The sequence below is a fragment of the Parasphingorhabdus sp. genome, assembly GCF_036963805.1.
Classification (GTDB): domain Bacteria; phylum Pseudomonadota; class Alphaproteobacteria; order Sphingomonadales; family Sphingomonadaceae; genus Parasphingorhabdus.
Map to the genome: position 1 here is coordinate 224,230 of NZ_JBALUN010000003.1, position 13,516 is coordinate 237,745.

At 52.2% G+C, this 13,516-nt stretch carries 17 protein-coding genes and 1 tRNA gene; 11 read left to right on the top strand and 7 right to left on the bottom strand.

Going from position 1 to position 13,516, the window contains the following annotated elements; all coding sequences use genetic code 11:
- Positions 1-12 precede the first annotated feature (12 nt).
- Positions 13-606 (bottom strand): hypothetical protein, encoded by a 594-nt coding sequence (locus V7676_RS11025; RefSeq protein WP_335659760.1) that lies wholly within the window; start codon positions 604-606, stop codon positions 13-15.
- 185 nt (positions 607-791) lie between these two features.
- Positions 792-880, bottom strand: a tRNA-Leu gene (locus V7676_RS11030).
- Between the two features lie 250 nt (positions 881-1,130).
- On the opposite strand from V7676_RS11030, the gene V7676_RS11035 reads away from it, so the two are divergent.
- Positions 1,131-1,394, top strand: a complete 264-nt coding sequence (locus tag V7676_RS11035; protein ID WP_335659761.1) for a hypothetical protein — start codon at positions 1,131-1,133, stop codon at positions 1,392-1,394.
- A gap of 21 nt (positions 1,395-1,415) precedes the next feature.
- Here the strand turns inward: V7676_RS11035 and V7676_RS11040 are convergent, their stop codons facing one another.
- On the bottom strand, positions 1,416-2,150 hold the full coding sequence (locus V7676_RS11040) for a zinc-ribbon domain-containing protein (RefSeq protein ID WP_335659762.1): 735 nt from the start codon (positions 2,148-2,150) through the stop codon (positions 1,416-1,418).
- A gap of 201 nt (positions 2,151-2,351) precedes the next feature.
- Between V7676_RS11040 and ftsE the strand changes: the two genes are divergently transcribed.
- Genes ftsE through V7676_RS11060 form a run of 4 tightly spaced genes read left to right on the top strand, consistent with a single transcriptional unit; the run spans position 2,352 to position 5,234 of the window.
- On the top strand, positions 2,352-3,065 hold the full coding sequence (gene ftsE / locus V7676_RS11045) for a cell division ATP-binding protein FtsE (protein ID WP_335659763.1): 714 nt from the start codon (positions 2,352-2,354) through the stop codon (positions 3,063-3,065).
- 7 nt (positions 3,066-3,072) lie between these two features.
- Positions 3,073-3,999 carry a cell division protein FtsX gene (locus V7676_RS11050; RefSeq protein WP_335659764.1) on the top strand — a complete coding sequence of 309 codons (927 nt, stop codon included), beginning with the start codon at positions 3,073-3,075 and terminating at the stop codon, positions 3,997-3,999.
- A 9-nt stretch (positions 4,000-4,008) separates the two neighbouring features.
- Positions 4,009-4,542, top strand: coding sequence for a YdcF family protein (locus tag V7676_RS11055; RefSeq protein ID WP_335659765.1), 534 nt, complete (start codon positions 4,009-4,011; stop codon positions 4,540-4,542).
- A 2-nt stretch (positions 4,543-4,544) separates the two neighbouring features.
- A complete protein-coding gene (locus tag V7676_RS11060) occupies positions 4,545-5,234 on the top strand; it encodes a lysophospholipid acyltransferase family protein (protein WP_335659766.1) in 690 nt (229 codons plus the stop codon).
- A 21-nt stretch (positions 5,235-5,255) separates the two neighbouring features.
- Here V7676_RS11060 and V7676_RS11065 read toward each other — a convergent pair whose 3' ends face one another.
- Both V7676_RS11065 and V7676_RS11070 read right to left on the bottom strand, forming a co-directional pair.
- Complete coding sequence (locus V7676_RS11065; RefSeq protein WP_335659767.1) at positions 5,256-5,651, bottom strand: MerR family transcriptional regulator; 396 nt, start codon at positions 5,649-5,651, stop codon at positions 5,256-5,258.
- A 21-nt stretch (positions 5,652-5,672) separates the two neighbouring features.
- Complete coding sequence (locus V7676_RS11070; protein WP_335659768.1) at positions 5,673-5,972, bottom strand: integration host factor subunit alpha; 300 nt, start codon at positions 5,970-5,972, stop codon at positions 5,673-5,675.
- Positions 5,973-6,096: 124 nt separating this feature from the next.
- Here V7676_RS11070 and V7676_RS11075 point away from each other — a divergent pair, with 124 nt between their 5' ends.
- The 5 genes from V7676_RS11075 (at position 6,097) to V7676_RS11095 (ending at position 10,637) form a co-directional block, all read left to right on the top strand.
- Positions 6,097-6,906, top strand: coding sequence for a thioesterase family protein (locus tag V7676_RS11075; protein WP_335659769.1), 810 nt, complete (start codon positions 6,097-6,099; stop codon positions 6,904-6,906).
- A gap of 173 nt (positions 6,907-7,079) precedes the next feature.
- Positions 7,080-7,454, top strand: coding sequence for a hypothetical protein (locus V7676_RS11080; RefSeq protein WP_335659770.1), 375 nt, complete (start codon positions 7,080-7,082; stop codon positions 7,452-7,454).
- A 12-nt stretch (positions 7,455-7,466) separates the two neighbouring features.
- Positions 7,467-8,114 carry a hypothetical protein gene (locus V7676_RS11085; protein ID WP_335659771.1) on the top strand — a complete coding sequence of 216 codons (648 nt, stop codon included), beginning with the start codon at positions 7,467-7,469 and terminating at the stop codon, positions 8,112-8,114.
- A gap of 136 nt (positions 8,115-8,250) precedes the next feature.
- Complete coding sequence (locus V7676_RS11090) at positions 8,251-9,063, top strand: universal stress protein (RefSeq protein WP_335659772.1); 813 nt, start codon at positions 8,251-8,253, stop codon at positions 9,061-9,063.
- A gap of 17 nt (positions 9,064-9,080) precedes the next feature.
- A complete protein-coding gene (locus V7676_RS11095) occupies positions 9,081-10,637 on the top strand; it encodes an MBL fold metallo-hydrolase (protein WP_335659773.1) in 1,557 nt (518 codons plus the stop codon).
- Between the two features lie 18 nt (positions 10,638-10,655).
- Here V7676_RS11095 and V7676_RS11100 read toward each other — a convergent pair whose 3' ends face one another.
- Positions 10,656-11,795, bottom strand: coding sequence for a L,D-transpeptidase family protein (locus V7676_RS11100; RefSeq protein WP_335659774.1), 1,140 nt, complete (start codon positions 11,793-11,795; stop codon positions 10,656-10,658).
- Positions 11,796-11,882: 87 nt separating this feature from the next.
- Between V7676_RS11100 and V7676_RS11105 the strand changes: the two genes are divergently transcribed.
- Positions 11,883-12,497, top strand: a complete 615-nt coding sequence (locus V7676_RS11105) for a murein L,D-transpeptidase catalytic domain family protein (protein ID WP_335659775.1) — start codon at positions 11,883-11,885, stop codon at positions 12,495-12,497.
- Between the two features lie 21 nt (positions 12,498-12,518).
- Here the strand turns inward: V7676_RS11105 and V7676_RS11110 are convergent, their stop codons facing one another.
- A complete protein-coding gene (locus tag V7676_RS11110) occupies positions 12,519-13,361 on the bottom strand; it encodes a universal stress protein (protein ID WP_335659776.1) in 843 nt (280 codons plus the stop codon).
- Positions 13,362-13,516: the final 155 nt, after the last annotated feature.

The window sequence follows — 13,516 nt, forward strand, 5'->3', positions numbered from 1 at the left end:
GCCCCTTGCCGCTTATTTCACATATTTGTGGAAGTCAGGTGCACGCTTTTCAGTGAAAGCGTTAACGCCTTCTTTGGATTCATCTGTGTCATAGAAAAGCTTCACTGCATTCAGCGCCATTTGGCTGATACCGCGAATATTATCGCTATCAGCATTGAATGAACGCTTAGCAAGCGCGAGGGCTGTCGGTGAACGCTGCCCAATGATGTCGGTCCATGCGTTGACAGCGTCATCCAATTCAGCAGCAGGTAGTTCATCCGGCTCGCCCCCCAGTACGACCACATAGGCATTTTCCGCCTTGCCGATGACGGGGCACGTGAAGCATGGCGCACTTCTCCTAGCCTCGCGGAATGTCCGTATATCGACAATGACAAGGTTGCAGTCACGTGCTGGGATGTACTCACCGCGCGGGTAACTGAGGATGACGTGCAAAATACTACCGCAAAAACGCTTGCTGCTGAAGAGGAGGCCCGGGCTCGCATCGCCGCAACCGGCGCTTATCTGAGCGACCGGGGTGATACCTTGAGGGATTGAGCGTCGGCCTGCGCTTTCAACGGTTATTCTGGGCCTTTCATCAGAAAAAAGCACTCGCATCAGCGCTATCACCGCCACCCGCCCATTGAGACGTTTTTTATGCGCGGAGAGTTTGGGCTATTGCACGCATGCTTTGCCTGTTCCGCACCAGTCTCTCGCCACACTCGATCACCTACAATCCGACAGGATCGCGGCGAAAGTGGGGCTAGTCCTGCGGCATATAATTTATCGATTTGGGCCGACACTTAAAGACTGTCTGGTGCGGTCGAGAAGACTCGAACTTCCACGGGATATTAATCCCACAGCGACCTCAACGCTGCGCGTCTACCAATTCCGCCACGACCGCACTTGTCATTAGAACCGGGCCATTGACCCTTGGTAGGCGCAGGCCATTAGCAAAGGGAGGATAACCCCGCAACAGATATTGTTGCATACGACGTTTTAGCTGTGTTCGATTAACAGTTTGCTAAAAATTGTCCCCTTCTCATACAGTTTGTCCTGTTCTTTCCGTTTTATGTAGGGAGAGGATAGAAAATGCAGCTGTTAACCTTCTATTTACCTTGTCGGATGGCAGATTGGAGGGTTTTCCTTGGCCCATGAAGAATCAGCTACTCTCCTTCGCCTTCGGCACCGCGATCCTGATCTCTAGCGCTCCCGCCGCTGCGGACCAGGGACAACAAATAGCTACACGAACACAAGTGACGGTTTCTGCCCGCATCATCAGCGGAGAGATCCTACGCTTTGGCGCTGAGGCCCGGAGCGAAGATACGTACCTGCCATCACATAGCCGATTGGAAAGAACGCAAGGACAAATCATAGTGGACGGCCAAGCGAATATCGCGGTTACCGAGTTCCACTAGCTATCATGCGGGACCTATGCGCTATTTGCGCGTGGTTTCTGCCCAGCCCACTTCTAACTGACTCGCAGCACGCGGCACATCCAGCTTCGCTTCGTTGAAGTTGATTTTAGCCCCCGGCGTAAGTGCTTTTGTCGGCGCTTTCATTTTCCAGCTATAGACGATCCGGCCACTGGCATCACGCAGGATGACGAGCATGGGCGGAACCGATTGCTCGGTATCGGTCGGATTGATTATCGTTCCACTGGCTGCGAAATATTCAGTGCCATCGGGTAATGTCCGGCGATCCTGCTTCTGGCTCAACTCAATCAATAGGGGCGTGTCATCCACTGATGCCATCTGGTAGCTTTGAAACCAGTTTGGCGTCCCAAATGCATAAAGTGCTCCCCCGATAAGGATAACCAGAATCGCAAATGCAACCGCTGCCATGGTCCACAATTTCGCAGGATTGCGGCGCGGCTTGAACGGAGGTTCATGCGCAAAGCTGCTGGTTTCCGAAACATAGGCCGGTGTAACAACAGAGGCGGGTGCCATAGTGGGTGCTACCGGGGACGCCTCTGGTGCCTTGGCAAGAGGCACCGACACAACTTCCGTCGAAGGTTGTTCAACCGGTTGCGGCGTTTCGATAGGTTCCAGCGGGGCCGGATCCTGAAACCAGCTGTGGCGACAGGAAGCACAGCGCACAGAACGGCCGGTTGGGCCGATCGCACTGTCGGGTACGAGATAACGTGTTTTACAGGCCGGACAATTCAAAATCATGATGTCCTTCTAAACACGCCAATCCATGAAACTGCAAGTCTGGGGTTCATGCTTTTGAGACAAGTGCCATTATTTTCACGTTTTCGTCCCGATCACATAGGCAGCTTAACAAGCAGCAGTTGATTTCAAAGCAGGTAACGTCCTATTGAAGCAAGCAAATCTACTGCCTTCCAACCCGATCTAGCGATATGAAACATCACGATGAATGAAATTGTTCAATTTGAAAATGTTGGTCTTCGCTATGGAGCGGGCGGAGAGACGCTTTCCGACCTCAGTTTCACACTCTATCCGGGCAGTTTCTATTTCCTGACCGGTGCATCGGGTGCAGGCAAAACTTCACTCCTGAAACTCCTCTATCTCGCACAGCGGCCCAGTCGCGGGCTGGTGCGTCTATTTGGTGAAGATGCTGTGACGATGTCGCGGGAACGGTTGCCGGGTTTCCGGCGGCGTATCGGTGTGGTGTTTCAAGATTTCCGGCTGGTCCCGCATTTATCCGCCTTTGACAATATCGCCCTGCCGCTGCGCGTCGCGGGCGTAAAAGAAAAGGATCTAGCCACGCCTGTTGCCGAAATGTTGGACTGGGTCGGTCTTGGTGATCGCGCAGATGCCCGTCCGGCCACGCTGTCAGGCGGAGAGCAGCAACGCGTTGCCATTGCACGCGCCGTTATCGGCCGGCCAGAAATATTGGTCGCAGATGAACCCACCGGCAATGTCGACCCCGAAATGGCCATTCGCCTGCTGCAATTATTTGAAGCATTGAATACATTGGGCACTACTATCGTCGTTGCTACCCACGATATTCACCTGCTCAGCAAAGTTCCGGGGGCACAAATGATGAAACTCGAAAAAGGAACCCTGTCCGATCCCACCGGATCCTTGCGTAACCCGCCCCTGCCCCGCGATAGAGCTCAATAATAATCTGATGCTCAACCTGTTCGTCATTCCCGGCCATGATCGCCGCCTGATACCGGAAGGACGCCTGTCTGGTCCTATGCCTTGGGTTATAGCGATCATGATTTTTCTAACCGTATTGGCCGCCGCAATGGGCTTGGCTTTTGCCGAAGCAGGACGAGATGTTTCAAATCAGCTGTCCAGCCGCGCAACGGTTCAGATCATTGAGGCAGACGCTACCATTAAAGCGCAGCAAACCAATGATGTGGCGGCCCGCCTGCGCGGGATGGCGCTTGTCGAAGAAGTCCGGGTATTGCCTGCTCAAGAGATTGAAGACCTGATCGCGCCATGGTTAGGCCAAACAGAAGGTGCGCAGAATGGGTCCACCACGGACGGAATGTTTGAAGATATTCCCCTGCCCGCACTTATTGACCTGAAACTAGTGCGGCCGGCTGGTGAGAAAGAACTAAAAGTGCTGCGCGCCGCCATTGCTCCGCTTTCCGATAAAAGCCGTGTAGAGCCTAGCAGCGGCCTAATAGCGCCGGTAATAGCACTGGTCCGATCGCTCCAGTGGATTGCCTTTGGTCTCGTGGCCTTGCTTGCGATGGCCACAGCGGCAGCGGTGATCATCGCGTCCCGGGCAGCGCTCAATACGCATAACGAAACCATTGGCGTCATTCATCTGCTCGGCGGAACTGACCGGCAAATCAGCCGTTTATTTCAGCGAAGAATCGCACTGGATGCGCTTTTGGGCGGGATATTGGGAATGATCTGCGGAACGATTATCATCCTGCTACTCGGCAGCCAGCTTGCTGATCTGGGTTCGGGACTGACCCAATCGTTCGGTCTATCCTGGTATAGCTGGTTGATAATCGTTGCCATTCCGATATTGGGAATGATCCTTGCCATGGTGACTGCGCGAATGACAGTCATGGGCGCGCTGAAAAAAATATTGTAGTCACATTTTATGATCCTGCGTTTCTTCTGTTTTATGCTGCTTTTTTGGATGATCGGTTTTGCCTGGTTTGCGATTGATTTACCGCGCCCCGCGGCCGATAATATCCGAACGGATTCCGTCGTCGTCCTCACTGGTGGCCCTCACCGGATCGGTCATGCACTGGAACTATTGGAAGCGAAAAAGGCAAAATATCTCCTGATATCCGGCGTCGATCGGGATGTTAAACCCCACGAGCTGGCGGTCGAATATGGTCGCCCTGACAGCCTGTTTGAATGTTGCATAGAATTGGGATTCCAAGCGGTCGATACCCGGTCCAATGCACTGGAAACAGCGCGCTGGGCGGCTGGGCGGGAAGACACGTCCTTGCGGCTTGTCACGTCCGATTGGCATATGCGGCGCGCGCAACTGGAGCTGGAACGGGCCGTGCCGGAAAATATAACGATTATTCCTGATGCAGTCGCCAGTGCGCCTGCTCTCGGCACGTTATTCAAAGAATATAACAAATATCTCATGCGCCGCTTAGCGGCCTTGGCAGGGGTTTAAATATGTTAGCCGCGATCCGCTCGATGTTATTCCTTCTCATATTCTATGGAGGATCAACACCGATCATCATTTTGTCCTTCATCGTTGCGGTATTTTCGGAATCCGGCACGCATTTTATGGCAAAGGTATGGAGCGGATATCATTATTTCTGTGCCCGTTTCATTTTGGGTATCCGGGTCGAGGTCAAGGGTGAAATTCGCAACGAACCACTGCTTTATGTATTTAAACATGAAAGCATGTTTGAGACGATTGACCTGTTGCGGCTTTTTGACAAACCCGTGGTTATTGCCAAGAAAGAGCTGTTGGTAATTCCGCTTTGGGGCTGGATAGCCAAGCGGCACGGACTTCTGGGTATCGACCGCAATGGCGGCGGGGCTGCTATGCGCCAGATTATTAAGCAAGCCAAAGGTGCAGTCGCGGACGGTCGCCCCATTGTGATTTTCGCCGAAGGAAGCCGTGCTCGTCATGGCGAGCGGCCAGAATTACAAACCGGCTTTGCCGGCATATACAAGCTGATGGGACTGCCTTTGGTACCAGTGGCGCTCAACAGCGGCATTGTCTCTCCGCGCGATACATTCATTCAAAAAAGCGGTGTGATCACCTATGCAGTGCAGGACGAGATTGAGCCCGGTCTGGAGCGCGAAGATATTCGCCACCGGGTCCATACCGCGATTAACGTATTAAACGATTGAACGTGATGTGGGCGTATTCGCCTAAGCTTGACTGAGCGCGTTCGACAATTGATCACGGACCAATTTAAGCTCTCTGATCAGCACACCGTGATCATTCTTACTACTGGGATTCTCATTGCTACTGGTACCAGCTAGAGGCGCAGAAACTTCTGGAGCCGCCGGCGCTGCCGCCTGTTTATTTCGCGATGCCAGAAATTTGCGCGCACCCTTGATCGTATAGCCATCTTCATTGAGCAGGCGGTTGATCGTCCTAACCATTTCGACATCTTCAGGCCGATAATGACGGCGCGAACCAGCGCGCTTCAGCGGCTGGAGCATTCCAAATTGGTCTTCCCAATAGCGCAAAATATGCGGCTTGATATTCAGCTCTTTGGACAACTCCCCAATAGTTCGGAACGCGCCGCTATCTTTTGTCATACTGCTACTCGACTTTTCAAATTACCCGGCCGCGATAATACGGTCGCGCATAGTCTGGCTGGCCCGAAAAGTGAGCACCCGGCGCGGCGCGATCGGCACTTCTATACCCGTTTTCGGGTTGCGGCCGGTGCGCTCTCCCTTATCGCGCAAGACAAAGGTGCCAAAGCCTGAAATCTTGACATTCTCGCCATCGATCAAGGCATTGATCATATGGTCGAGGATCGATTCCACCATCACGGCGCTGTCCGCACGGGACAGGCCAACCTGTCGATTCATCGTATCAGATAGATCCGCGCGAGTAAGGGTGCTGTTGTAACTCATTTGAAATATCTCCTAGTAAGAGATTGATAATCCTACGCTTCCAATAGACCAAATTGCCAATTATGTAAATCTCAGCTTCAATCTATTAGTAGATTTCGACCTGTGACCGCGATAAGTTGCATTAATGAACGATAAGATGCCCGATAAGACGGATGAAACCACGATATTAGCCACGCTTTTGAAGCAATGCGGACCCGGTGGGGATGCAAATCCGATCACCCTGCCCCAAGGCTGGACTCAGGGGCGAACCGCTTTCGGCGGACTCTCAACAGCAATGGCCTATCATGCAGCTAGTCATATAGAAGTGGATCTGCCCGGACTACGTTCGGCACAAATTGGATTTACCGGGCCATTATTTGGGACGCTGACCGCACAAACAAAAATGCTTCGACGCGGACGCAACACTGCCTTTGTTCAATCCGAACTATTCGGCGACAAAGGGCTGGGCCTTCATTGCAATTTCATCTTTGCAAGCCAGCGAGAAACCGACATTCGTACCCACCAAATGCCTGAGCCGGACTTTCCAGATTTGCCGCGAACGGAGGATCTGCGCAGCGGGCCAGAGCAGTTTTTTACATCAAAAATGGAATTTGTCGGCAAGCGTATAGACACAAACGTCAAAACCAATCGTCTGACGCGATGGATGCGCCTGAAAGACCGTGAAGGTCTGGACCCGATTGCGGAAATTTTATGCACGGGCGATAGCCTGCCGCCTTCGATCATGGGCTTGCTCGACAAAAATGCGATGGTCAGCTCGATGAACTGGCAGATCAATATTATCGCGGATCATCCTGAAACAACGGACGGGTGGTGGCTCATCGACTCGCAAACCCATCATGCCGATCATGGAGCCAGCAGCCAGTTTATGAGCATTTGGAACAGCGACCGGAAATTAATTGCAACCGGCATGCAAAGCGTGGCCTACTATACCTGATTGGGGCTCAATCAGCTTTTAGCCAGATCACTGTGACAGATCACTGTGATAGTAACCAGAAGGCCGCGCCAAACATGCCGTCGATGTATGAATGCTGATCCACCAGATCTAAATACGCCAACTACGCAATATTGCGTATCGCGCTGCAAGAGTTCTCCCGCCAAATACCGGTCATGACCTGGAAAACAATACGCCTTGAACTGGCGCGAACCGCTGAACATCCTAATGGATCACCAGCCCATGCTTATGTCTTTCGTGTGCCGCTGGACGATGCTGGATTAATCGAACCACAAGCGCTCCACGACGCCGAAAAGCGACCAGTCGTCCGGCGCTTTTGGCCCGGCGAGCAGGATCAAAGCGGCGTCGTAATTACCACAGACACAGAAGAAGGCGGCAAAGGTTGGGCCTTTTCCTATAGGGTTGGTGATGATGATGATGAAGTAATATTCGGACTGCAAAATCATCCAATCAAAATTGGTGAATATCTGACAATCACAGAAACCGATGGCAGCAAACTACCCTTTCGGGTGATCAGTTGCCACGAATAACGGAGCATAAACATGCTTTTTCGTACGCAATTTTCTCGTAGTCTTTTGATCGGCGCGGGCCTTTTATGCTTCGCCAGCACGCCAGCGGTGGCCGAATGTTTGGTCGGCGCTGAACCGCTTTTCGATCCCTTCGCTCCTTATAAGGGAGGCTCTGCCATCGTTCATAAAGAAAGCGGATTTGTTTTTCCCGCCGAGGTTTCGGGTTTCGAACGCTTATGCGAGATGACAACAGATTTCTCCGGCGACAATTTTCAGATCCGTTATGAACGGTTGCTTGGAGAACAGCCAATTTTTGTCGACATTGCTGTCGTCCATCTGGAGGAATTGACCGCACGCGATCATTATCGGATTTTTAAGCCAACTGTCATGTCCCATTATTCCAGCGCGTCGATTGAATCGGAAGGCGATTATTTCATCTCTGGTCGCAGCGATCTACCTGCATATCAGGGCATATTTGACGGACAAAAAAATCAAGTACCATGGCATGTGAGCTTGACCGCGATTGATTATGGTTATTGGGATGCTCGGCTGATCGCATCCTATCCGCACGAACTGGATGTACCGGCACAAGAAGCCTTGATGGAACTGGTCGCGGCTTTCCAGTGGCAAAGTCCTGCGACCCCTGAAGTTGGTAAAAAAAATACTGGAAAAGCACCATAAATTGCATCGCTAACGCGGCTCAGAAAGATAAACGACCGCTCCGTAACATCCCTGATACAGAGCGGGACATGATAGGCATAAAGTTTTTCATTGATGATATTCAAAAGGAAGATCGTCAAAAATCAGGAGAAAAATCATGAAATCCGTGCTGCTCTATATCAACGATGATACCGGCTTAGAGGCAAGGCTTCAGGCAGCGCTGGATTTGACCCGCGCCATTGGCGGGCATCTCAATTGTCTCCGCGCCAATCCCTATAATCCGCAAATGGCCTTTGACGGCGTGACCGGCATGTCGGTCGTCTATGATGTCGCGAAATTGACCCGCGAAGCCGATGAGAAATTACGTAGTTATATTGAAGGCCGCATGGCTGACGAAGATGTGCCTTGGGATTATGAAGAAGCCAATGCCAGTCCGGCCCGCGGTCTGGCACGCCATTCAGCACTCGCCGACATCATGGTTCTCAGCTCTGCCAGCGGTGACAGAAATAATGTCTTGCCGGTCGGCATATTGGGCGATGTTCTATTCAATACGCAGGTGCCAGCACTGGTCCAGCCGGACGATATGAAGAAATTCGATGCAACCGGAACCGCCATAGTCGCTTGGAACGGCAGTTTTGAATCAGGTAATGCGCTGCGTGCGGCGGTGCCCCTACTCCAATTAGCTTCAGCGGTACATATCGTCACAGTTGATGAAGATAAAGATCACGATCTGCCCCCGTTGGCCGCATCGGAATATCTGTCGCGTCATGGCATTACGTCTGAAATACACAGTATGTCGGCCAAAAAACCGTCTGTCCAAGAGGTACTGCTATCAACTATCGATGCCCTGAAAGCCAGCTATTTGGTTATGGGGGCTTATGGCCATAGCCGGGCGCGCGAATTTCTCTTTGGTGGTGTTACACGCAGCCTGTTTCTGGATTGCCCGGTACCGCTGATCGTATCCCGCTAAGTTTTCGGGAGGGCATATTGGCCGATAGCGCAAGCATTATATTTCACGGTGCCGCTGGCACAGTCACAGGAAGCTGTTTCGAGATTAGCGGAGCAGGCAAGACGATCCTGCTCGATTGCGGCTTGTTTCAGGGCACCCGTTCGCTCGAACATTTAAATTTCGAAAAGCTTCCTTTTGATCCCGCTAAAATTGATGCGATCATCCTGACCCACGCCCATCTCGATCATAGCGGGCGGCTACCCTGCCTTTATGCCCGGGGCTGCAAGGCGCCGACTTACTGCACGGCCCCTACAGCCGATATACTGAAACCGCTTTTGCTCGATTCAGCCAAGCTGCAAGCCGCGTCTGCGGAGCGGCGCAATCGGCGCGCAGACCGTGCGGGGCTTCCCCCGTTCACTCCGCTTTATACCGGTCCGGATGTCACGGAACTCATGAAAAACATCGCCACCGCTGCCTATTGTGAGCAAGTGGATTTGGGCAATGGCGTCACCTTCCGCTTTTGGAATGCGCGCCATATCATGGGTTCTGCTTCGGTGGAGATTAACATCGCTGGGCAGCGATTACTGATATCCGGCGACATCGGCTCTGGCTCGGCCATACATTGCACTGACCAGGAACTCGGTGGATATGATCATATTGTCTGCGAAGCAACTTATGGCGCAAGGGACCGACCAGACACATTGATAAGCGAACGCCGGGAAGCGCTCGCGGGCTATGTAGAGACGACGTTGAAAGCCGGCGGCAACCTGTTAATCCCAGCCTTCGCCGTCGAACGCACGCAGGTTATATTGGAAGACATGCTTGCCTTATTTGACGCGGGCCGATTGCCGCTGGTGAATGTATTTCTTGATGCACCGCTTGCCGAAAAAGTGACGCGGGCCGTGCTCAAATATCGCGACAATGGAGCAGAGCTGCTAAAACGTCCCAATATCCGGTTCATCCAGTCTGTCGCGGAATCCAAGCAGCTGAACAAGATGACCGGGGCGGTTATTATCGCAGGGTCGGGCATGTGTGAGGGCGGAAGAATCCGTCACCATCTTATGCGCAACCTGCCGCGGCGACAGTCCCGGGTTTTGTTCACCGGTTTTCAAGTTGCCGGAACCTTGGGTAATGTCCTGACCGGTGGGACGAAACAGGTGCGGATGTCTGGCCATGATGTAATCGTCAATGCCGACATCGCCATCTTGGATGGCTATTCCAACCATGCCGACCGGAAAGACCTGACCCAATGGATTGCAGATCGCACGCCCATCACCGGAAGCATTTTTCTCGTCCACGGCGAAAAAAACGGACTAGAAACTCTTGCCAGCGACTTGGCAGCGGCACCGCAATCTCATGAACCGATCATCCCAAAACTTGGCGAGAAATGGGGATTGCAACCCCACAAAAAGGCCCGGTTGCAAGCACCAGCACGCAGCGATGCTGAGCAATTGGTTGCGCCGCGTGACTGGACTTCACGGCTCGCGGCACTCCGCTCAACAATGCAACAAAAAGCTCGCGCGTTACCATCCGATCAGGATCGCGAAAAAATGCTAAAAGCTCTCGAACGGGCGCTGGAGAGCTTTCCGCATTAAGGCTATTCTAAGCCGTCATTACGAATAGCAGACACCTTGTTCGGACTGTTGGTTTGATGCCATTTCGATGACTGCATCGCCATCGCGCCCATAGATATCAGGATAGAAAGTCACCCCGCCCGTATCGCTGCCCTCGGCGGTGAAATAGGCGATATAAATCGGGATCGGGGTTTTGATCATCATGGGTGTAGTTTTACCTGCCTCCAGAATCGCATCAACAGCCTCGCCCGATTGATCATTAGCGAGCAAAGTCTTAGCAAAATTTACCGCCTCGCCAACCCTTACGCAGCCATGGCTATAGCTTCTGACGCTGTTCGCGAATAATTTGCGGTTGGGCGTATCATGCAGATAGACCGAATAGGGGTTCGGCATGATGAGCTTCATCAATCCCAATGCATTGCCCGGCCCCGGTCGCTGGCGATAGCGGCCATTTTGAAGAACATAGCCTTTGCGCCGCGCGGTTGCGGGTTGATTACGTACCATCGACCCGATACCCTCTGCCACGATTGAGGACGGAATTTCCCACCAAGGATTAAGAATCACTCCGCTGACCTTGGTATTGAATATCGGTGTCGGTGATTTTGTCTTGCCGACAATGACCGGCCAAGCACCGAGTTTTTTATGGTCCTTCCACAGCGTAACTTCAAAACTAGCTGCATTTACAATAAGATAGCTGTCACCCAGATATAGCGGCATCCAGCGCCACCGTTCCATATTCAGCTTTATGACCGCGCGCTTCTGTGGGTCTTTCTCACTATCTAATGCTGACAACAGCGCCTGATAATGCGGGTTTTGCGGCTTATAGGCTTTGAACAAAACGCCCAATTCATTCCGGCTCAAGGCCAGTCGGAGCAAGCGGTCTTTATCGATCAGATGATCCCCGCTCTTAATGTGCCATTGCGCTCGGTCGAGACCTTTTAGACATCCCTCAAGATAAGCATCGGCTAAAGCCTTTGCCGCGTCGGTCGCAGCCTGTCCGTCCATAATATCAAAATCGCTCGAAATCTTACAATTAGAAAGCCCTTCGGCAGGCATATCATCGATCATCGCTTTCAAATGCACCACCTGCGCCGGGGTCCATTGGGGCGGCTCCACCGGCTGGGCAGACGCCGTTCCGATGGTCAATAAGCTAGCGATAGTCAGGAGGGCTTTTTTCATCTGCCCCTTGTTTCGAGTGCGGTTCATTCCTACAATAGGTATATCTACATAATCCCATTTATAGCGGATTTCTGGTAGAATAATATTATGATGAAACGCAGAACCATATTGAAAACAGGCTTAATTGGTCTCGGCAGTGGCGTTGGTTCGCTGTTGTTCCCGATATTGCCTGCCATCGCCAAAGCACCATCGCTGCTTGACCCCAAATTGCTCGCAAAAGCGAAAGCTGCGCTAGAAACGCATAGCGCGACTATAACGCACAGAGATATTATCGGAATTGCCGATTATACGCTGCATTCCGCCAAGCCCCGCTTCCATCTCGTCGATATGATGAACGGGCGCACTACTTCCTTTCTGGTGGCGCATGGCAAGGGATCTGACAAAAAGCATACCGGCTGGGTGCAGCAATTTTCCAATGTCCCCGGTTCCGAGGCATCCTCGGGCGGCAGCTATTTGACCGCAGCAACCTATGTCGGAAAGCACGGCGAGTCCCGCCGGTTAGAGGGATTAGAGTCGCGCAATGATATGGCTTATGATCGTGCAATAGTGATCCACGGCGCGTGGTATGCTAATGAGCAGATGGTTCGCCAACATGGAAAGCTTGGCCGCAGTCAGGGCTGTTTTGCGTTTGCCGAAACAGATCTCGGCTTGATCCTAGAGCGACTGGGCCCCGGACGCCTGTTATATGCCGATAAAGGCTAAGGCCTAATCGCTGATTTCGCGTTAGTTCGGATCGCGCACCATCATCACATCCTGTTTGAGCCAGCCCAATAGGACACGCGCGTTATTGCCCATGCTGGCGCGCATGAAACCGGTGCGACCATGTGTTCCGAGCACGATCAGGTCGGATTTTTTTTCCTTGATCTTGTTGAACAAAACCACTCCCAGTTCGCCCTTTTCATTGGAGGTCTCCAGCCGTTTGAACGTGTCGTTACTGATCGTTGTCTGGGCCAAAAACCGTTCCATTAATTTTGCTTCCTCGGAACCAATATCCTTTGCAACCTGATCGGATTTCAGCCAGCCGCTATAGGGCAGGTTATAGGCGTGGACGAGATGGAGGTTTATATCCGGGAACATTTCTGCTGCACTGTTCAACGCTGTCCGGGAACAATCCGAAAAATCGGTGGCGATTAAAATATTGCTATAGGGTTTGATCGGCTTGCGTTTCACGATCAGCACGGGAACGTCGGCGTGACGAACAATATGGTCAACTGGCGATCCCACGAAAATGTCGCTAATCCCGTCATAATGGGCAACGCCCGTTACAATCAGTCCGCAGCCCTCTCGCTTGGCTGTCTCGACCACCCACTCACCGACATGGCCCATTTCGATGATGAATTCCACATCCACATCGGTTTCGGGTAATTCCTCTTCCAGCTGCACCCGTACTTCTTTCGGCACCAATCCTTTTGTTTTCGCAAGCCTGGGATCAAACACATGGACCACGATCAAACGCGTTCCCCATAGCTTGGCCAACATCAACGCACGATCAAATGCGCGATCACAGCGTGCCGTCATATCCGTGGCAAGAAGAATGGGCTTTTTTGTCGATTTCGTGAGTGTCATGCGCAGAAATTACCTTATTATGTTATAATCTTAGCTGGCTCAGGTTGCCTTTTTCTATGGTTCATAGCGCAGCTGATCTGACCATTCCCCCGTCCCACCGAAATATTAGTTTTTCCCGCACCACAAAATCAGTGGTGTCCCCTACGTGTTTATAC